This window comes from Polynucleobacter sp. UK-Mo-2m-Kol15, from assembly GCF_018881505.1.
GTDB lineage: Bacteria > Pseudomonadota > Gammaproteobacteria > Burkholderiales > Burkholderiaceae > Polynucleobacter.
Genome location: NZ_JACVQC010000001.1, coordinates 851,017 through 869,054, shown reverse-complemented (window position 1 = coordinate 869,054; position 18,038 = coordinate 851,017). Strand labels below are relative to the sequence as shown.

General features: G+C 44.6%; 19 protein-coding genes. 11 read left to right on the top strand and 8 right to left on the bottom strand.

The features are described 5' to 3' along the window. Positions 1–158 precede the first annotated feature (158 nt). Complete coding sequence (locus tag ICN43_RS04600; RefSeq protein ID WP_216197425.1) at positions 159–1,910, bottom strand: IlvD/Edd family dehydratase; 1,752 nt, start codon at positions 1,908–1,910, stop codon at positions 159–161. 161 nt (positions 1,911–2,071) lie between these two features. On the opposite strand from ICN43_RS04600, the gene ICN43_RS11260 reads away from it, so the two are divergent. After that, entirely contained in the window at positions 2,072–2,209 is a 138-nt protein-coding gene (locus ICN43_RS11260; RefSeq protein ID WP_216197424.1) for a hypothetical protein, read from the top strand. Positions 2,210–2,234: 25 nt separating this feature from the next. Here the strand turns inward: ICN43_RS11260 and ICN43_RS04590 are convergent, their stop codons facing one another. The 5 genes from ICN43_RS04590 to ICN43_RS04570 form a co-directional block, all read right to left on the bottom strand. Next, entirely contained in the window at positions 2,235–4,292 is a 2,058-nt protein-coding gene (locus ICN43_RS04590) for a TonB-dependent receptor domain-containing protein (RefSeq protein ID WP_216197423.1), read from the bottom strand. Positions 4,293–4,377: 85 nt separating this feature from the next. Then, entirely contained in the window at positions 4,378–4,554 is a 177-nt protein-coding gene (gene hemP / locus ICN43_RS04585) for a hemin uptake protein HemP (protein WP_370623153.1), read from the bottom strand. A gap of 1 nt (position 4,555) precedes the next feature. Then, positions 4,556–4,999 carry an energy transducer TonB gene (locus ICN43_RS04580; RefSeq protein WP_216197422.1) on the bottom strand — a complete coding sequence of 148 codons (444 nt, stop codon included), beginning with the start codon at positions 4,997–4,999 and terminating at the stop codon, positions 4,556–4,558. Positions 5,000–5,279: 280 nt separating this feature from the next. Further along, the gene (locus tag ICN43_RS04575) at positions 5,280–6,473 is read right to left on the bottom strand and encodes a class I SAM-dependent methyltransferase (protein WP_216197421.1); all 1,194 of its coding nucleotides are present in this window, start codon (positions 6,471–6,473) and stop codon (positions 5,280–5,282) included. 3 nt (positions 6,474–6,476) lie between these two features. After that, positions 6,477–7,028, bottom strand: a complete 552-nt coding sequence (locus tag ICN43_RS04570; RefSeq protein ID WP_216197420.1) for a carboxymuconolactone decarboxylase family protein — start codon at positions 7,026–7,028, stop codon at positions 6,477–6,479. Between the two features lie 104 nt (positions 7,029–7,132). Here ICN43_RS04570 and ICN43_RS04565 point away from each other — a divergent pair, with 104 nt between their 5' ends. From ICN43_RS04565 to ICN43_RS04545, 5 genes are all read left to right on the top strand, one after another. Continuing rightward, a complete protein-coding gene (locus ICN43_RS04565) occupies positions 7,133–7,903 on the top strand; it encodes a sulfurtransferase (protein WP_216197419.1) in 771 nt (256 codons plus the stop codon). Between the two features lie 78 nt (positions 7,904–7,981). Continuing rightward, a complete protein-coding gene (locus ICN43_RS04560) occupies positions 7,982–8,956 on the top strand; it encodes a tripartite tricarboxylate transporter substrate binding protein (protein ID WP_216197418.1) in 975 nt (324 codons plus the stop codon). A gap of 4 nt (positions 8,957–8,960) precedes the next feature. Then, positions 8,961–9,713: a substrate-binding domain-containing protein gene (locus ICN43_RS04555; protein WP_216197417.1), complete on the top strand. Its 753-nt coding sequence runs from the start codon at positions 8,961–8,963 to the stop codon at positions 9,711–9,713. A 126-nt stretch (positions 9,714–9,839) separates the two neighbouring features. Then, entirely contained in the window at positions 9,840–10,814 is a 975-nt protein-coding gene (locus ICN43_RS04550) for a tripartite tricarboxylate transporter substrate binding protein (RefSeq protein WP_216197416.1), read from the top strand. A 4-nt stretch (positions 10,815–10,818) separates the two neighbouring features. After that, on the top strand, positions 10,819–11,622 hold the full coding sequence (locus tag ICN43_RS04545) for an alpha/beta fold hydrolase (protein WP_216197415.1): 804 nt from the start codon (positions 10,819–10,821) through the stop codon (positions 11,620–11,622). Positions 11,623–11,644: 22 nt separating this feature from the next. Here ICN43_RS04545 and ICN43_RS04540 read toward each other — a convergent pair whose 3' ends face one another. Further along, entirely contained in the window at positions 11,645–11,947 is a 303-nt protein-coding gene (locus ICN43_RS04540) for an antibiotic biosynthesis monooxygenase (RefSeq protein WP_216197414.1), read from the bottom strand. 172 nt (positions 11,948–12,119) lie between these two features. On the opposite strand from ICN43_RS04540, the gene ICN43_RS04535 reads away from it, so the two are divergent. Genes ICN43_RS04535 through ICN43_RS04515 form a run of 5 tightly spaced genes read left to right on the top strand, consistent with a single transcriptional unit; the run spans position 12,120 to position 16,541 of the window. After that, positions 12,120–13,034: a tripartite tricarboxylate transporter substrate binding protein gene (locus ICN43_RS04535; RefSeq protein WP_216199901.1), complete on the top strand. Its 915-nt coding sequence runs from the start codon at positions 12,120–12,122 to the stop codon at positions 13,032–13,034. Between the two features lie 48 nt (positions 13,035–13,082). Further along, the gene (locus tag ICN43_RS04530) at positions 13,083–14,456 is read left to right on the top strand and encodes an MmgE/PrpD family protein (protein WP_216197413.1); all 1,374 of its coding nucleotides are present in this window, start codon (positions 13,083–13,085) and stop codon (positions 14,454–14,456) included. Between the two features lie 22 nt (positions 14,457–14,478). Beyond that, complete coding sequence (locus tag ICN43_RS04525) at positions 14,479–15,453, top strand: D-2-hydroxyacid dehydrogenase family protein (RefSeq protein WP_216197412.1); 975 nt, start codon at positions 14,479–14,481, stop codon at positions 15,451–15,453. A 27-nt stretch (positions 15,454–15,480) separates the two neighbouring features. Beyond that, a complete protein-coding gene (locus ICN43_RS04520) occupies positions 15,481–16,020 on the top strand; it encodes a chromate transporter (RefSeq protein WP_216197411.1) in 540 nt (179 codons plus the stop codon). Next, on the top strand, positions 16,017–16,541 hold the full coding sequence (locus ICN43_RS04515) for a chromate transporter (protein WP_216197410.1): 525 nt from the start codon (positions 16,017–16,019) through the stop codon (positions 16,539–16,541). Before ICN43_RS04520 ends, ICN43_RS04515 begins: the two co-directional genes overlap by 4 nt. On the opposite strand, the gene ICN43_RS04510 is transcribed toward ICN43_RS04515, so the two are convergent. Further along, complete coding sequence (locus tag ICN43_RS04510; RefSeq protein WP_216197409.1) at positions 16,538–18,037, bottom strand: tripartite tricarboxylate transporter permease; 1,500 nt, start codon at positions 18,035–18,037, stop codon at positions 16,538–16,540. The genes ICN43_RS04515 and ICN43_RS04510 overlap by 4 nt on opposite strands. Position 18,038: the final 1 nt, after the last annotated feature.

Below are 18,038 nucleotides of genomic sequence, written 5' to 3'. Positions count from 1 at the left end.
GGTTGTAATTATTCTCTAGCCTCGCCAATAAGTTGATTCAACTACTGCGATCAGATTTAAAGCGAAAAAAGAACTTTACACCAAAACAGAGCGCTCCACCGGCTTATCTTGTCCGGATAAGGGCAAGTTCAGCGAAGCGTATCGATATGGCCTGGAGATCAGGATTTTGGGGTCTTTCCGACAATTTTGACGGCCCGTAAGAAATCAAAATCAACACCCTTGTCCGCCTGAGTGACAGTATCTAAAAACAACTTTAAATAGCCTCTTTCGGCAGTGGGCTCTATCACTGGATTTTCTTGAGCACGCCGAGCTAATTCTTCACTGGAAATGAGCAAACTAATCTCTCGCCGCTTCACACTAAGACGTATACGATCACCATTTCTGACATAGGCTAATGGACCACCAATAGCAGCTTCTGGAGTGACATGGAGCACAATTGTCCCAAAAGCAGTACCACTCATGCGGCCATCTGAAATACGCACGATGTCTTTCACGCCAGCACGAGCCAGCTTCATCGGAATGGGAATGTATCCCGCCTCAGGCATGCCAGGCGCACCCTTAGGGCCAATATTTTTCAATACCAAAATATCATCCGCAGTAACATCTAGATCCGAACTATCAATGCGATTAGCTAAATCCTCGCTATTCTCAAAAACAACAGCCCTACCCTCATGCTCCATTAACTTTTCATTCGCTGCAGATTGTTTGATGATGGCGCCGCCAGGAGCTAAGTTACCGTGCAAGACTGCAATACTGCCGCGCGGATAAATTGGATTATTCAACTGACGCACGACATCCTGCTTAAAGCTTGGTGGGGCTAAATCAATCTCCTCACCCAAGGTGCGGCCGGTTACCGTCATTGCATCTAGCTTTAATAAAGGCTTTAGCTCACGCAAGAGCGTAGTCATACCCCCAGCATCATGGAAATTTTCCATGTAATGATCACCCGAAGGCTTCAGATCCAATAGCACCGGAGTCTCATCACCCATCCTATCTAGAGCATCTAAATCAATTTCTAGACCCATACGCCCAGCAATAGCGGCTAAATGAACAATGCCATTAGTGGAGCCGCCAATAGCCAATAAAACACGCATGGCATTTTCAAATGCATCGGCCGTCAATACTTTATCAATGGTCAGACCATCCTTGGCCATTTGTACAGCACGAGCACCCGTCTCCTCTGCTATCCGAATACGATCTGCCGTAACTGCTGGCGGAGTAGCGCCACCCGGCACAGTCATGCCCAATGCTTCAGATATACAAGCCATCGTGCTAGCCGTGCCCATGACCGAGCAAGTACCTACACTAGCCACCAATTGATCATTGACTTCATCTTTTTCTACTTCATCAATTTCACCAGCTCGGAATTTTCCCCAGTAACGACGACAGTCAGTACATGCGCCAACACGCTCACTCCGATGTGAACCAGTCAACATTGAGCCAGTAATTAACTGAATCGCAGGAAGACCTGCTGAGGCTGCACCCATCATTTGTGCTGGCACTGTTTTATCGCAACCACCAATCATGACTACCGCATCCATCGGCTGGGCTCGCAACATTTCTTCAGTATCCATCGACATCAAGTTGCGCAAATACATGCTGGTTGGAGCAGCAAAACTCTCATGTATGGAAATTGTCGGAAAATCCATCGGGAGACCGCCAGATAGCATGACTCCTCGCTTCACAGCTTCAATCAACTGCGGCATATTCCCATGGCAAGGGTTATATGAGCTGCCAGTGTTAATAATGCCAATAACCGGGCGATCTAAAGCACTGTTGGTATACCCAGCGCCCTTAATAAATGCCTTGCGCAGGAATAAAGAGAAACCTTTATCGCCGTAACTAGTTAACCCTTTTCTCAAGCCACTCTCGGAGGCTGTTTTTTTATTCTTTTCTGGACCACTACTCATAGCTCACCTAATCGATTTCTCAACATAACCATCTCCGCAAGATATTCATATTTTTATCACTTCAATATACTAAACTTTGTTAAGTTCCCGTAAAACATTTTGGAGTGGTATTAACAATGCCAGGTTGGCATGTATTGGCAGACAGCCTAATTAGCAGCAGCATGAAATTCATCATTGAGCCACAGATTCGATTTAAGGAACAATTAAGAGAGTGGGCCACCATGTTTTTCCTTGGCCCTGCTGCAAATGCTTGGGAGATCAAAGCTTTGGAAGATCCAAGTCAATTATTTGCAAAATGATTACCTTGGATCTTATATTGGAACATTAAAAGAACTGGTAACTCATGCCAGCCTGAAAATTCAAAGGCGCTCCAGCAAAAATGCCGTCAGGGCTTCTACTCGAGATGTAACGTTTATTAAACAGGTTATTAACCACCCCGAAGATCTTTAGACTTTTACTAATTGAGTAATTTGCACTCCAATTCACAGTGGTAATTGACGGTATTTCGCCTAATGTGCCAGTTGAGTTTGAATTGACTGTATTTGCTGAATCAGCAAATTGATGTGATAAGTAGTTCAGGCTTACTAAAGAATTAAAGCCATTTTTTTGATAGTTCACACCGAAATTCGATACCAGGTCAGGCGTATAAGGGATTCGATTACCATCATTGCCCATTGAGGAGCTTCCTACAAATTTTGCTACTGGGATATAGGTCATGTTGCCACTAAGACTCCAGCCATGAACTAATTCAAATCCCAATGCTAATTCGATACCTTGATGCAAGCTCTTGCCGCCATTAGCTTTAGTAATTCCAGCTGAAAGACTTTGATTCACAATTTGATTGCTAAAGTTCATGCTAAACAAGGCAGCATCATAGGTAAACCCTAAATTTTTTCCCCTTAGTCCAAGCTCGATATTGGTAGAGCGCTCGGGAGCTAATTGCTGATCAATCCCTTTTTCATTAATTGCAGTTGCTAGTTGCGCAGGTGCAAAACCTTTATACACACTTGAGTAAATCTGTAACTCTGGAATCACCTGCCATGTCGCACCGAATTGTGGAATAGTTTCTAAATTTTTTGCGCTACCACTTTTATCAGTGAGTATATTGTTACGAGTTTGCTGATAACTTTCTAGGCGCAAACCAGGAATAAGGGCAAAGTCCTTAGTAATCAAAAATCGGTTTTGAGCAAAGACTGCCATCGAATTGGCTTTATTTTCTTCATGACCAGAAACCCTACCTGATTTTGCATAACTAGTAGATGCCACCATTTGATTAATTTGCGACTCGGTATGTAGCCGCACTCCAAATTCAAACGCATTCTGAATACCTAAAGCCCTGTATTCATGAGAAACGCGGGAGTCAATACCGAGCATCTGAAACTCACGATTACGGCCAAACATACAATTAGTGATCCCATCACAAGCTTTAAAGACCGTCCCATCAGCATTGCGAGCACTAATACTTTGACGCCAATAGTCTCGGTCCAACTTACTCCAATAAAGCAAAGTATTGAGCTTAGTAAGTGGACTTATCTCCCAGGAATGATTGATGTCCACAGCATTTCTTTGTGTCACAAAATAATCATTAGGAGCTGGATTTGAGCTTAGCTTACTACTATATTGATTAGGCCTTAATCCCACATAAGAGGTATTAATATTATTGTCATAGTGAGTGTATTTAATACTCAACCATTGATCTGGATTAATACTGACACCCGCCTTGAATAGGATGTCATTCATTTGGTAGCCATTGTCCTGATAGCCATTCGATTCTGATTTAATAATATTTACACCAGCGATAGCTCCGTTAGAGTCTGACTTGCCACCAGCCTCAATTTGAGCCAGTTGATAGCCATAGTTACCAGCTTTAGCAGAAAGTTTAAATCCCTGCTCTGGGGTTTTGCTTAGGTAATTCACCACTCCACCAATATTTGATGGGCCATATTGCAACCCCGAGGCACCCTTCAAGACTTCAATCCCACTCATGCGATCAACTGGTGGACTGTAATAGGATGCATTAGAAATAAACAAACTAGGGTGAATAGGTGCGCCGTCTTCTAATAACAAAACCTTTTGACTACGATTCGGATTAAGGCCACGAATTCCAATATTGGGAATAGATCCTAGACCACCCTCATCACCACGAATGTTGACACCAGGAACAGTCTTTAAGGCGTCTTGAAGTGATAAAGGCTGCAGTATTTCTAACTGTTTCTGATTAATTACATCTACAGTCCCAGGAATTTTAGAGCGCGCATTATCTTCGCGACCCACAATATCAATCCTCGGCAAATCAATTTCTTGAGCATGAATGTCTATGGCAAGCGACCATCCAAACGTTAGGGCAATACTTGAGGCCAGCGCGACCCGTTGATGTTTCATATGCAATCTCCAGAGATATAAATAAAAAATCGCTGGCTATTTGCATATCAAGATACTTTTGCTGGCTAATGAGTTAATAAAAAGATTATTTGGTCAAGATTAATTTTCTCAACTTAGTGATACTTAAAATATATCTTTCCCCACCGTGCAGAATGACGATAGATTTGTCTTCCCCCAACAAGGCAGCACTTGAAACTACCCTTTCTAATCCTTTCGCTATGCAATAGGATTCCTGGTTCAGTACTTGGAAATCAAGATTCACTTTAGGCTTCCAATCTAAAATGTATGGGTAAACGATAGCAATCAGATAATGGCTCGGTCACTATTTCTAGCGCTGAAAATTTCCAGGTTTTAATAGTTTCTACAGCTGACTGATCTAACCGCCTATAGCCAGAGCTCTTCATTACTGCAACGCTTTCAACATGGCCCTGCTGATTCAGACAAAGCTGCAGATCGACAGCCCCCTGTTCCCCCATGCGCCTGCTCGCCAGAGGATATGGTGGCCTTGGATTTGAAAACTGCTCTCGCGATTTAATATCTTTACCCATTAAAGATGATGAGGGTAATGTGGAATCAGCATGATCAGCAGTCAACATTGAGAGGGCCGCTACTGTTGCGTCTTTAGAGCTAAGACTAAGACCTAGCGTTTTTTTAGGTGGTGTGTATACATGCCGTTCACTTGAATCCACCAGAAGATTTAGGGTCATGATTTCTCTCGACAATAAAACTGAATGGGTTTGTGTATAAAGACTCGCAGCAAGCAAAATCATTAAATGTATAGAGAGAACTACAAGGATTGTGAGCACATCCTTATGAAATACCATCCTTAAACTTCTCAGCAAATCTATCTCCCCCAGCCACTACATTTATGTATTACAAATGAAAATCATTCTCATTTATTTTATGGAAAATAGTTTGCGCACACAACCCTTCAACCTAAGGGCATTAGTACACTAGGGGTATTCGTATGGCTTAGAAAACTGATGCTTAGTGTTTGATTCCCAAGCGCCACAAAGAAGTAATTTCAGCTGCTCTTGCGAAATACAACATATCGGAATCATCAAATACTTTTGGATGTTTGGGTTTAGTATCCGCCCTACCTAAGACCGCTAAACCAGCTTGCTCAATCCATCTAAGTAATTCTTGACGGGTTCTCAACTCAAGATGCTCTGCTAAATCAGAGAGAATTAACCAGCCCTCACCCTGAGGCGATAAATGGTCTTTCAACCTAGCTAAAAATCCCTTGAGCATTTGGCTTTCTGGATCATAAACAGCGTGCTCTAAAGTAGAACTGGGTCTGGCAGGTATCCAAGGCGGGTTACAAACAATTAAGGAAGCCTTTCCTGCGGGAAATAAATTGGCTTTCACAATTTCGATTCGTGAGTCTAAATTTAATAATGCAATATTTTCTTTAGCACAAGCAAGCGCACGATCATCCTGATCGGTAGCGATAATTTTTTCAACCTCGCGCATTGCCAAAATAATAGATAGCACACCAGTGCCAACACCAATATCAAAGGCGATATTGTTTGTATCTAGCGCCTTAGGCAACGTAGCGTTACACACTAACTCTATGTACTCACCTCGTACTGGAGAGAAAACGCCGTAATGGGGGTACACATAAACAGGTTCGCCATCGCCATCAGCCAAAATAGGAAGGCCATTCTTGCGCCATTCATGAGCACTAATTACACCTAGCAGCTCTCGCAAAGACACTACATAAGATTGGGTCGCAGCACCATACGCCTCATGACAAGCTACTGAGATATCAGGCGCCCTGCGCAAAGAAATAGTGTGATCAGGATTACATTGAATCAGGAGCATGCCTAGTATTCGAGCCCTTTGCGACTGAATGAGGCGATGCTGATTAAAAATATCTTTTACAGATTTTTGAGAGGCGATCTCTCCTGTCTTTCCAAACCTTTTGCTTGCACGCTGAGATTTTTTTGAAGGTTTATCAACTCGTCGAACTAGGGCCTGCAATAGCTGGCGGGCATTCTGAAAATCACCCCTCCAAAGTATCGCAGTCCCTTCACAAGCTAAATGGTAAGCATCATCCGCAGTCAGAGTGTCATCAGCAGTGACTACTTTTTTGTGAGCCGCTATACCGTTTTCAGAATGCCAAACCGCCGAACAATCCTGACCATCCTCAATCCAGTCTATAGTGGAGTTCTGGATCATGAATTACTCAGGAGGATGCTCCTCTGGATTGACATCCAATGCAATTAAAAATCGCGAGACCATGTTATAGGCTGCAACCACAGTCACAAGCTCAACGGCATCGGTATTACCCAAAGCGACCTGTAAGCGTTTCATCAAAGCACCATCAACCTGAATATTGCGGGTCATCTGAAATGTGAGATCTACCGCATCATTCTCCAGAGAAGAGAAAATGGCACGCGGAAAACTTGGTTGACCAATCAAACGCAATGCCTCGACTTGCTCCTCGGTTCCACCTGCTTTAATAAATGGAGGAGCGTGATGAAAAAATTCATATTCAGCGCCATTGAGAACAGCTACCCCGCACATGCCGAGCTCGCGCAATTTTGGATCCAATGAAAGGTTGTTGCGAATCTCACCAATAAAGTGATTCCACCCCTTAGCGATCGGAGTGCTGTGCAATAACATGCGGTCCAAATTAATAAACTGGCCACCCCGACGCTGGCGTATTGCAGCCACTAGCTCGGCAGGCTCTGCCAAATCCATTGGCTGATAAGGAATTAGACGTTCAGACATAGTCGCCCCTATAGATATTCATTAGTTAGGTATACAAAGTGCTTAGATTATCACTCTAATGCAGTCTTAATCGATAATACGTCTATCACCACAGAAGATTAGTCATGAAACCGATTCTGAACATAGCCGCCTACTTATTTGTCAGCCTAGACAATCTAGTCGAGTTACGCGCCAAAATTCTGGATGAATGCAATGCTCGACATCTCAAAGGGACTATTTTATTAACTGGCGAAGGCATCAATATGTTCTTAGCTGGTAATGAGCCTGAATTACGTAGCTTTTTAGACTGGTTGCGACTGGATGCTCGCTTCAAATCACTGGAATCTAAAGATAGCTGGTCTGAAACGCAGCCATTTAAAAAAATGCTCATCAAAATAAAGAATGAAATTATCCGGATGAATCACCCCATGATTCGCCCAGAGCAAGGTCGTGCAAACTTTATTACGCCAAAGAAATTACAGGAGTGGCTTGACCGTGGTACTGATGACTTAGGTCGGCCCGTGGTCATGGTGGATACCCGAAATGCATTCGAAGTAGAGTACGGGACTTTCGAAAATGCGCTGCACTTTAATATCGATAAATTCACAGAATTTCCTGAGGCAATTTCAGCACATAAGGATGAGCTCATGGATAAAACTTTGGTCAGCTTTTGCACTGGAGGTATACGCTGCGAAAAATCTGGCCTTTACATGCGTGAGATTGGGATGCAACATAGCTACCAATTAGAAGGTGGCATTCTCAAATACTTTGAGGAGGTAGGATCTGCCCACTACACCGGCACTTGCTTTGTATTTGATGAGCGTGAGGCACTTGAGCCAAGCCTAGAGTCAATACCCTTAGAGGCGTCTATTCGGAAGAAGCAAAAGCTAAACTAGCGTTGTCAATATTGCAATATGTAAAACTTCAGAATAATGCAAAAATCTCGACCACTAATCGACATTAGGAGAATTTCAATGATTAATATCCGTAAAACCCTCGTTTTGAGCGGGCTGTGCATCACAACCCTATTCTCAGGTTCTGCATTTGCGCAAGCCTATCCCACCAAAACCGTCACCATTATTGTGCCTACAGCGCCTGGTGGCGCGAATGATGCAATGGCTCGAATTGTTGCCCAAGGCCTTAGTCAAAAATTGGGACAACCAGTCATTGTTGACAATAAGCCAGGGGCAAATGGCGCCATCGCTACTGAATTTGTCGCACGTGCGGTACCAGACGGTCACACCATCTTATGGGGCTATATTGCTACGCATGGCATCAACCCAGCACTTCAACGCTTGAAGTATGATCCTATTGCCGACTTTGAGCCGATTGGCATGGTTGCCAGCTCACCTACCCTGCTAGTTAGCACTAACAGTCTGCCGGTAACTAATGCCAAAGAATTAGTGGCGCTACTCAAGTCCAAACCTGATTCAATTAGCTACGCTTCTGCTGGTATCGGAACTGCACCGCATCTCACTGCAGAGCTGTTTCAAATTAATACCGGCACACAAATGCTGCACGTTCCCTATAAAGGATCAGCACCAGCACTGGTCGATACGATTGGCGGCACAACCCAAGTCATGTTTCCAAGCTTATTTAGCGCCTTTCCATTTGTGACTGGTGGAAAATTAAGGGCATTGGGTATTGCAGGTGAAAAACGCTCCAGCGTACTCCCTAATGTTCCCACCCTCAGAGAACAAGGCATACCAAATATGAGTGTCACTCAGTGGTATGCACTGTTTGCACCAGCAAAGACGCCTACTGCAATTATTAATCGTCTCAATAAAGAATTAAACTTGACTCTGAACGATAAGGCTAACGAGAAAAAAATTGAGGATCAAGGCGCCGAAGTCGAAACTGGCACCCCTGAGCAATTGAAAAATCTTGTACAAAAAGAAGTAGCTCGCTGGAAAAAGGTAGTGGAGAGCGCAAAGATTACTGTAGATTAAATTAATGACCAAAGATATCGGCACATCTTCATTGGGACCCCTGCAAGTCATTACTTCAGGGGCATTTGCAGCAGCCCTAAAAGATCTCGTGCCTCTTTATGAGAGTCAATATCAAGTCAAGGTTGATCTGGCCTTTGGATCATCGATTGGCGCGGCTCATGACTCTATACCTACCAGAATCAGCCAAGGGCAACAGTTTGATGTCTTTATTTTGGCGGGCTCAGCTCTAGATAACTTCATCCTGAAGGGTCAAATTAAAAAAGGTACTAGGGTTGATTTAGTCTCTTCCCAAATTGCAGCAGCTGTCCGCAAGGGCGATCCAGAGCCCGATATTAGTACGCTTGAAGCACTTAAACACACCCTGCTCACTTTTGGCAGAGTGGCCTACTCCGCTAGCGCTAGTGGCACCTATCTTTCCACCGAGTTATTTCCACAACTGGGAATTGCCGATGAAATGGCAGTGAAAGCCAAAAAAATATTGAGCGAGCGAGTGGGCACAATTTTGATGAGAAACGAGGCTGATCTTGGATTTCAGCAGATGAGTGAATTATTGCCAATTGAGGGAATCAAAATCTTGGGCGACCTTCCGCCCGAGGCGCAGCGATCCTTCTTCTTTTCTGCAGGGATCGGAAGCGGCACTCAAAAAGAGGAACAGGCACGACATTTAGTTGAATTTTTGGCCTCAGAAGAGGTGGCGGACAGAATTCAAAAAACGGGTTTGAAGCCAGTATTAGCAAAAGCGCCTTGGCTGACTTAACTAGGATTTAATAGGGCTCAAGGGGAAGGTGAAGTCTGAAGCCATTTAAAGACTTCATCACCCTGCTTTACCCTCAGACTCAAATATGGTTAGTATTACTAACGTACTACTTTTATTTGAAAAAAAATGTCCATACTCTCTAGTCTTGCCAAACAAATTCTCCTGCTGGCTTTTTGCCTATTTGCTCATGCAAGCCATGCGCAATCATTCCCTACCCAACCTATCAAAATTATCGTAGGCTTTTCTCCAGGCGGAGTTCCTGATATTGCTGCTAGGGTCATTGGGCAGCAGATGAGTGAGAATTGGAAGCAACCCGTAGTAGTAGAAAACAAATTGGGTGCTGGCAGTAATATTGCCGCGCAATTCGTTGCGAATGCACCCTCTGACGGATACACACTTCTCTCCATCTCTTCCGCATTTGCAATTTCACCAGCTATTTATTCGACACTAGCCTTTGACCCAATCAAAGACTTTTCTGGAGTAACGCTCACTGCCACAGGCCCTGCTTTGGTATTAGTTTCACCAAACATCAAAGTCAACACCATGAAAGAGTTGATTGATTACGCAGCCAAAAATCCTGGCAAGGTCACTTATAGTTCAGCAGGTATTGGTAGTGGCTCGCACTTTGCGGCTGAGCTCATACAAGCTAAAACCAACACTGAGTTGTTACATATTCCTACTAAGGGAATTCCGGATGCGATTACTGAAGTCATGTCTGGGAGGGTAGATTTCTTTATCAGCCCCTATGCAAGCGCGATCAATCTCGTGAAAGCTGGAAAAGTACGGGCAATTGCCATCACCAGCACAAAGCGATTTAAAGATCTGCCAACATTACCAACAGTAGCTGAGTCAGGAGTTCCAGGATATAAATGGGAGTTTTGGTACGGCTTAATGGCCCCCGCTAAAACTCCTAAGGCCATTCTTCAAAAAATTGCGCTGGAGGTCAAACGCATTCTTGAGCTTCCAAACATAAAAGATCGCTTTGATGAACTGGGTACGACTGCCGTTTCGAGTACTCCCGAACAATTCGACAAGTTCATAGCTGCCGAGATTATTGATTTTGCGCGCTTAGCAAAGCAATCCGGAATTAAGCCAGAATAAATACATGCCGATAGAGAAAGTTGTTACCAGGCACGGTAACGAGATCGCCTATGCAATTGAGGGTGAGGGTCCATGGCTAACCCTCTCCCACTCTTTAGCCAGCAATATGAGTGCATGGGATCCACAGCTTTCATTACTAACATCTCATTTCAAGGTATTGCGTTTTGACACTCGCGGTCACGGCTTAAGTTCAGCCCCGACTGATCCTTACAATTTAGAAGATTTAGCACTAGATGTATGTGACCTATTTACATCTTTAGGGATAGAGAAAACCCATTGGATTGGCCTATCGATGGGTGGCATGATAGGTCAAACTTTAATTCTCCAATATCCCGATTTATTTCACTCGCTAGTCTTAGCAGACACAACCAGCAAGAGACCAGAGAATGCCAAGCAAATGTGGGGTGATCGCATTGCTAAGGCGAAAGCTGAAGGCATGACTGAGATGGTAGATAGCACCTTAAGTCGCTGGTTTTCAGATGACTTTAGAAAATCCAATCCAGAAACCATTCGAAAGATTGCCGAGGGAATTGCATCCACCTCTGTCAACGGCTTCTCTGGGTGTTGCCAAGCAATATCTGAAATTAATACGTTCGAACGCTTAAAAGAAATCCAATGTCCAGTATTAATTTTGGTGGGAGAGCATGATCATGGTGCCCCACCAGAAATGTCACACGCCATGAAGCAGCAGATGCCAAAGGCTGTCTTTTCAGAAATACCCAATGCAGGTCACATTTCCAATGTGGAGCAACCTATAGTATTTAATCAAAATCTCGTTGATTTTTATAAGAGCAACGGGTTTATGTAAAAACTAATCCGCGGTATATGCTTTACTTAGATTTATCCACTAGGGTCATATGCTCGACCACAGGCGGATTCGTGAAAAATGGTCCCACGATGGCACGCCAATCGCCAAAAGCATCTGAACCTCGAAAATCAACCGTATGATTCTCCAATGTATCCCAATAGATAAGCAATAAATAGCGTGATGGGGTCTCCAAACTGTGGTTGACCTTATAACCCTGAAAACCTTTTGCTTTTGAGATCACCGTCTCAACCCCACGCACAATAGCCTCCTCAAACGCTGACTGCTTAGAGGGGTCAATCTGAATGTCACAGTGCTCCAAAATCATGGCGTTTTCCTAAAAAAAATATATAAATCTATCAATAGTAGAATTCTATATAAATTCAGCACTTATTCAAACAATTCCAAGGATTTACCACGTGAAACTGATACAAAATAAAGCTACCAAATACGCATTATGTGCATTAATTACTTCTTCATTAGGGCTACTGGCTGCGCCTATGGCTTCAGCACAAAGCTACCCCAACAAGCCAATTAAGCTTATTGCACCAGTTGCGGCTGGTGGTGGCTTGGATAATTTGGCGCGCAAGGTAGCTGATAGGCTCTCCAAGAACCTTGGTCAAACTATCGTCATTGAAAATATGGGTGGTGGTGGTGGCACTATCGCATCTCAATACGTAGCTAAGGCAGCGCCCGATGGTTACACACTTCTGGTCTCTTATGTTGCTACTCATGGAACTAACCCTGCCGTTCGTAAGCTACCTTACGATGCTATCAAAGACTTCACTGCAATTGGCATGATTGGAGCAACCCCTAACGTGCTCGTTATCAATCCGGATGTACCGGCTAAAAATTTAAAAGAGTTTGTTGCATATGCCAAGAAAAATCCCGCAAAACTGAGTTATGGCTCTGCCGGCCCTGGTTCACTAACCCATCTTGGAGTCGAGCAATTCAAACTTGGGGCCGATATTTTTATGGTACACATTCCCTACAGGGGTATTGCGCCTGCTTTCACTGATCTACTGGCTGGGCAAACTCAAGCAATGCTCCCATCTCTATTTGCAGCAGTGCCCTACCTTAAATCCAATCGAGTAAGAGCACTGGCAGTGACAGGTCTGAAACGCAGCCCAGCTGAACCTAATATTCCAACCTTTAAAGAACTTGGCTATAACGGCTTTGATGGTCAGCAGTGGTATGGAATTACAGGACCAGCCAATATGCCTGAAGCTATTGTCAGAAAGTTGAATACGGAGCTCAATAAGGTATTAGCTTCTCCTGATCTTGCTGAGCAAATGGCCAGCGAAGCAATGACACTCATGCCGATGTCGCCAGAGCAATTCACTACATACGTGAAAGAAGATATTGCTCGCTGGACAAAAGTGGCAAAAGACCGAAAAATTGAAATCGAAAATTAATACCTTAAAGACCTAATAACTCAATTTAAAAAATATCTAGGAAATCACATGTCTCAGGCTATTGCTGCAGCAGCAGATCTCAATGCTCCACCGGTCACAAAAATTTTGGCTGAATTTGTTACTTCACACCCAAGTCAGGGCTGGAGTCCTGAGGTCGATCACGAGGCTCATCGCACATTTTTAAACTGGTTAGGTTGCGCAATCGGCGCAGCAAATCATGAAAGCGTTGAATCTTCATTAGCTGCTATCCGTGAATTTCAGCCAGCACAGCAGGCGAGTATTCTGGGTCGCAAGGATAAAGTTGATATGGGTGGAGCCGCATTAATTAACGGCATTAGCTCGCACACCTTTGACTTTGATGACACTCATCTAAAGACGGTAATTCATCCGGCTGGCCCAGTGGCTTCAGCGATTTTGGCGCTTGGTGAGCACACCCATGTGAATGGACGTCAAATTATTGACGCACTTGTTTTAGGGGTTGATGTGGCCTGTCGCGTTGGCAATGCTATGTATCCGGATCACTACCATCGTGGCTGGCACATTACCGGCTCCACTGGCATGCTGGGTTCTGCAGCAGCCTGCTCACGTCTTTTAGGTCTTGATCTTCAAAAAACGACTATGGCTCTAGGTATTGCAGCCTCTCAGCCAGTTGGTATGCGCGAGCAATTTGGCACCATGACCAAACCCTTCCACCCAGGTGGTGCAGCACGAGCAGGTCAACTTTCCGCACTGCTGGCTAAGCATGGCTTCACCTCCAGCCCTAAAGCGCTAGAGGCAGGTCGCGGCTACATGCAAACTGTATCCACTAAGTGCGATTGGTCAGAAATTGATCGTGAGCTCGGCAAGTCTTTTGAAATCTCCCTAAATACCTACAAACCTTTCGCATGCGGCATTGTTATTCACCCAGCGATTGATGCCTGCGCACAATTGCGTGCCAAAGGCGTAAAAGCGGAAGATATTGAGCGTATTGAATTACGTGCCCACCCGCTTGTATTGGAATTGACCGGTAAGAAAACACCGAAAGATGGTCTAGAGGGTAAATTTAGTGTTTACCACGGCTGTGCAGTTGGATTGATCTTTGGTCAAGCTGGCGAAGGCGAATATGCTGACGATATCGTTAACCGAGCAGATGTCGTTGCATTACGCGCAAAAGTAAATGCGACTACTGACACTTCTATTAGTGAAGCTTCTGTAGATATCAAAGCCTTCCTCAAGAATGGTGAAGAAGTTCATATCTTCATTAAGAATGCCATCGGCTCAGTTGAAAACCCAATGAGCGATGCCCAACTTGAGCAAAAGTTTACTAGCCTGGCAGAACCCATCATAGGTAAAGAAAAGACGCGTCAACTGATTTCAGAGCTATGGCAATTAGGTAAAGCAACTGATCTGAAAAAGATCTTAAATCTTTGCACTCCAGACTAAACCTATCGAGGCGCCTTAAAAGATGAGCTCAAAACCAAACATTGTGATTCTTGGAGACTATGAGCGTTCTTTGCGGCGCTTCTCCAATTGGGATAGCCTGGATAAGCTAGCCAATATCAATATCCATCATCAGCCACTGCTAAATGAGGAGTTATATGAGGCAATCAAAGATGCTGATGCCATCGTCATAGTTCGAGATCGTACCCCGCTCCATGAGGCAATGATCGCGAGGCTTAGCAAGCTCAAATTTTTAATGTTCACTGGTGCGCGGAATGGCACTCTCGAGGTAGCTGCCCTTACATCCCGCAATATTCCCATCGCCTGTAGTCCAGGGGGGCCTTCCAAAGAAAGCACTGCAGAATTAACATGGGCGCTAATACTTGGAGCATCCAAGCGATTAGTTGAGGAAAACAAGCTCATCTCTTCAGGTGGTTGGCGAGATGAGTTCTCAGTACTCCCGCTGCTTGCAGGCGAACGTCTCGGAATTATGGGTTTGGGGTCGATTGGTAGTCGAGTAGCGAAGGTTGGAGCAGCTCTAGGCATGGAGATTGTTACCTGGAGTCCGCGAATGACCCCAGAACGTGCTGCAGCTGAAAACGCAAAGTCTGTCAGCCTCGAGGAATTACTAAAGACATCCAAAGTAGTAACAATGCACTTAGTTGCCGGAGCTGGCACTAAAGACTTAATTGGTAAAAATGAATTGGCCATAATGAGGCCAGACTCCATTCTGATCAATACCTCCCGGTCAACCTTAATCAATATGTCAGATCTTCTCAAGGCGCTTGAATCTGGCAGACCAAGGCAAGCAGCAATCGATGTGTTTGACGTTGAGCCACTCCCACTAGATAGCGCACTGCGTAACACCCCAAATCTACTTGCCACTCCACACCTTGGTTTTGTAGCAGAGCCAATCATGGAGAGTTTTGCAAATAAGGTGACTGAAACTCTAGAGTCATGGATTGCCGGCAAACCGATCCCTCATCCATTTATACCTTAATTGACTGTCAATAGCATCGGTTTATCCTTGAAAAAAATCACCCCTTTTCAACTCTTCATTTGCTTTAGCAAAATTGGTTTATCTGGTTTTGGAGGCGTGCTTCCTTGGGCGCGACGCGGTCTTGTTGAAAAAGACAAGCTGTTGAGCTCTGAAGAATTTAGCGCAATTCTCGGTGTATGCCAAATCATGCCCGGTCCCAATGTGATCAATGTGGCAGTCTGCGTTGGCTCTAGATTTGGTGGAGCTCGCGGCTCACTTGCGGCAGTAGGAGGCCTCACTCTCGGTCCTATATTCATAGTCATCTTACTCGCTGTTCTGTATGAACACTTTAGCTATTTAGAGTACGTAAAGGGTGCATTAAAAGGGATTGCTGCGGTAGGGGTAGGACTCATTGCCGGCACTGGATTAAAAATGCTCAAAGATGAGTTTTGCTACCCTCCCATGCTCATAGTGATTGCACTCACTATTGTTGCCGGCGCGTATTTCAATTTAGCACTCGGTTGGGTGGTCCTCATTGTTGCTCCGGCTGCATTCTATTTCGCAAGAAAAAAGGTTAGAAAACAATGACCTTACTCTTGACCTTATTTATTAAACTTTCTCTTTTATCTGCAGTTGCTTTTGGTGGAATTATTGCAGTACTACCCACCTTTTTTGACCTTGTAGTCATTCAAGAAAAATGGATTAGCGCTCAAACTTTTGCCGATTATTTCGCAATTGCGCAGGCAGCTCCAGGCCCTAATTTCATGGCCATTACACTAATTGGGTGGGATATCTATGGAGTACTAGGGGCCTTAGTGGCATCGATTGCAATTTGCTGGCCATCTTCTATTATGGTTTTTTTTCTTGAGCGTTATATCACTGGCATTCAAGACCCTGAAAAGAAACAAACGATTCAATATGCTGCTGCTGCTCTCGCAGTAGGCTTAGTGCTAGCATCATCATGGGAATTAGCTAGGAGTTTTAATAACCACTGGACGGCAACTCTTCTGACAATTATCGTCATCATTGTTACCGTATTATCTAAAAAAATTCACCCTCTCTACCTCATTGCGCTGGGAGCAATTATTGGTGGAGCAGGTTTCATCTAAGCCGAAACCTTACGGCTCCTAATGAAGCGGAGCACATTTGGAATAAGCAATAATGCAATCGCCACCACCATCAAAGTGCCAGAGATTGGGCGAACGAAAAAGGTACTCCAACTACCCTGACTGATCGTCAGCGCTTGGCGCATAGATTGCTCGGCCATCGGCCCTAAGATAAGGCCGATAATCATCGGCGCAGCAGGAAAGTCAAAGCGACGCATTCCGAACCCGAGAATGCCGAAGAAAAATAACAGGCCTACATCAAAAACGGAGTTTGACGAACCGTAGACACCAGCGACTGAGATAACCACAATTCCTGCATAAAGCCATTGCGGCGGAATCTTCAGCAGCTTGACCCACAAGCCAACCAAAGGCAAATTAAGCACCAGCAAAATCACGTTACCAATGTAGAGGCTAGCAATTAAAGTCCAGACTAAGCCACTTTGTTGAGCGAATAAGGTTGGGCCAACTTGGATGCCATAAGACTCAAAGGCAGACAAGATGATAGCTGCAGTAGCAGAAGTTGGGATACCCAATGTTAACAAGGGCATTAACACGCCAGCGGCGGAAGCATTATTTGCAGCCTCCGGTCCAGCAACGCCTTCAATAGCGCCATGACCAAATTCTTCTGGTTTTTTGGAGAGCTTCTTTTCAGCAAAATAGGAAAGCAAGGTTGGCAACTCTGCGCCACCAGCAGGCATAGCGCCAATTGGGAAGCCCAATAAACTACCCCTAATCCAGGCCTTCCAGGACCTTGAAAAATCTTCTCTAGATAGCCACAAACTTCCGGATACAGCGAGAACCTCAGTCTTTTTATTTTCTTTACCCTGCCAGGCTAAATACAAGGCCTCGCCGATTGCAAATAAGCCGACCGCGACGATTGTGACTTCAATTCCATCCAAAAACTCCGGCTGGCCAAAGGTAAAACGAGGTTGCCCTGTTTGCAAGTCAATCCCAATCAAACCAAATAACAAGCCTGCAACCAAACTAATCAGCCCACGCAGTGCTGAGCTACCCAATACAGCAGAGACTGTTACCAAGGCGAGCATCATCAAGCTAAAGTATTCGGCTGGACCAAATGCGAGAGCCGCACTCACCACCCAAGGTGCAAAAAAAGTTAATGCAATTGTGCCAATTGTGCCGGCCACAAAACTTCCAATCGCTGCTGTAGCCAGTGCTGGGCCAGCTCTTCCGCGACGCGCCATCTTGTTACCTTCAAGTGAGGTCACAATAGTTGCGGACTCACCTGGAGTATTCAGCAGAATCGATGTAGTTGATCCCCCGTACATGGCGCCATAGTAGATGCCGGCGAATAAAACAAAAATTGCAGTCGCAGGAACCTTGAATGTTAAGGGTAGCAATAAGGCGATTGTGAGTGCCGGGCCAATACCAGGAAGTACGCCTACCAGAGTCCCTACCAAGCAACCAAGAAAACCGTACATCAATGTCATAGGCTGCAAAGCAACTGCAAATCCCTGCATTAGAGAATCAAATGAACTCATA

Excerpts from the sequence above, each read along its gene's own strand:
- ICN43_RS04600 (WP_216197425.1), bottom strand. The coding sequence starts at position 1,910 with ATGAGTAGTGGTCCAGAAAAGAATAAAAAAACAGCCTCCGAGAGTGGC.
- ICN43_RS11260 (WP_216197424.1), top strand. The coding sequence starts at position 2,072 with ATGAAATTCATCATTGAGCCACAGATTCGATTTAAGGAACAATTAAGA.
- ICN43_RS04590 (WP_216197423.1), bottom strand. The coding sequence starts at position 4,292 with ATGAAACATCAACGGGTCGCGCTGGCCTCAAGTATTGCCCTAACGTTT.
- ICN43_RS04580 (WP_216197422.1), bottom strand. The coding sequence starts at position 4,999 with ATGACCCTAAATCTTCTGGTGGATTCAAGTGAACGGCATGTATACACA.
- ICN43_RS04575 (WP_216197421.1), bottom strand. The coding sequence starts at position 6,473 with ATGATCCAGAACTCCACTATAGACTGGATTGAGGATGGTCAGGATTGT.
- ICN43_RS04570 (WP_216197420.1), bottom strand. The coding sequence starts at position 7,028 with ATGTCTGAACGTCTAATTCCTTATCAGCCAATGGATTTGGCAGAGCCT.
- ICN43_RS04565 (WP_216197419.1), top strand. The coding sequence starts at position 7,133 with ATGAAACCGATTCTGAACATAGCCGCCTACTTATTTGTCAGCCTAGAC.
- ICN43_RS04560 (WP_216197418.1), top strand. The coding sequence starts at position 7,982 with ATGATTAATATCCGTAAAACCCTCGTTTTGAGCGGGCTGTGCATCACA.
- ICN43_RS04555 (WP_216197417.1), top strand. The coding sequence starts at position 8,961 with ATGACCAAAGATATCGGCACATCTTCATTGGGACCCCTGCAAGTCATT.
- ICN43_RS04550 (WP_216197416.1), top strand. The coding sequence starts at position 9,840 with ATGTCCATACTCTCTAGTCTTGCCAAACAAATTCTCCTGCTGGCTTTT.
- ICN43_RS04545 (WP_216197415.1), top strand. The coding sequence starts at position 10,819 with ATGCCGATAGAGAAAGTTGTTACCAGGCACGGTAACGAGATCGCCTAT.
- ICN43_RS04540 (WP_216197414.1), bottom strand. The coding sequence starts at position 11,947 with ATGATTTTGGAGCACTGTGACATTCAGATTGACCCCTCTAAGCAGTCA.
- ICN43_RS04535 (WP_216199901.1), top strand. The coding sequence starts at position 12,120 with ATGGCTTCAGCACAAAGCTACCCCAACAAGCCAATTAAGCTTATTGCA.
- ICN43_RS04530 (WP_216197413.1), top strand. The coding sequence starts at position 13,083 with ATGTCTCAGGCTATTGCTGCAGCAGCAGATCTCAATGCTCCACCGGTC.
- ICN43_RS04525 (WP_216197412.1), top strand. The coding sequence starts at position 14,479 with ATGAGCTCAAAACCAAACATTGTGATTCTTGGAGACTATGAGCGTTCT.
- ICN43_RS04515 (WP_216197410.1), top strand. The coding sequence starts at position 16,017 with ATGACCTTACTCTTGACCTTATTTATTAAACTTTCTCTTTTATCTGCA.
- ICN43_RS04510 (WP_216197409.1), bottom strand. The coding sequence starts at position 18,037 with ATGAGTTCATTTGATTCTCTAATGCAGGGATTTGCAGTTGCTTTGCAG.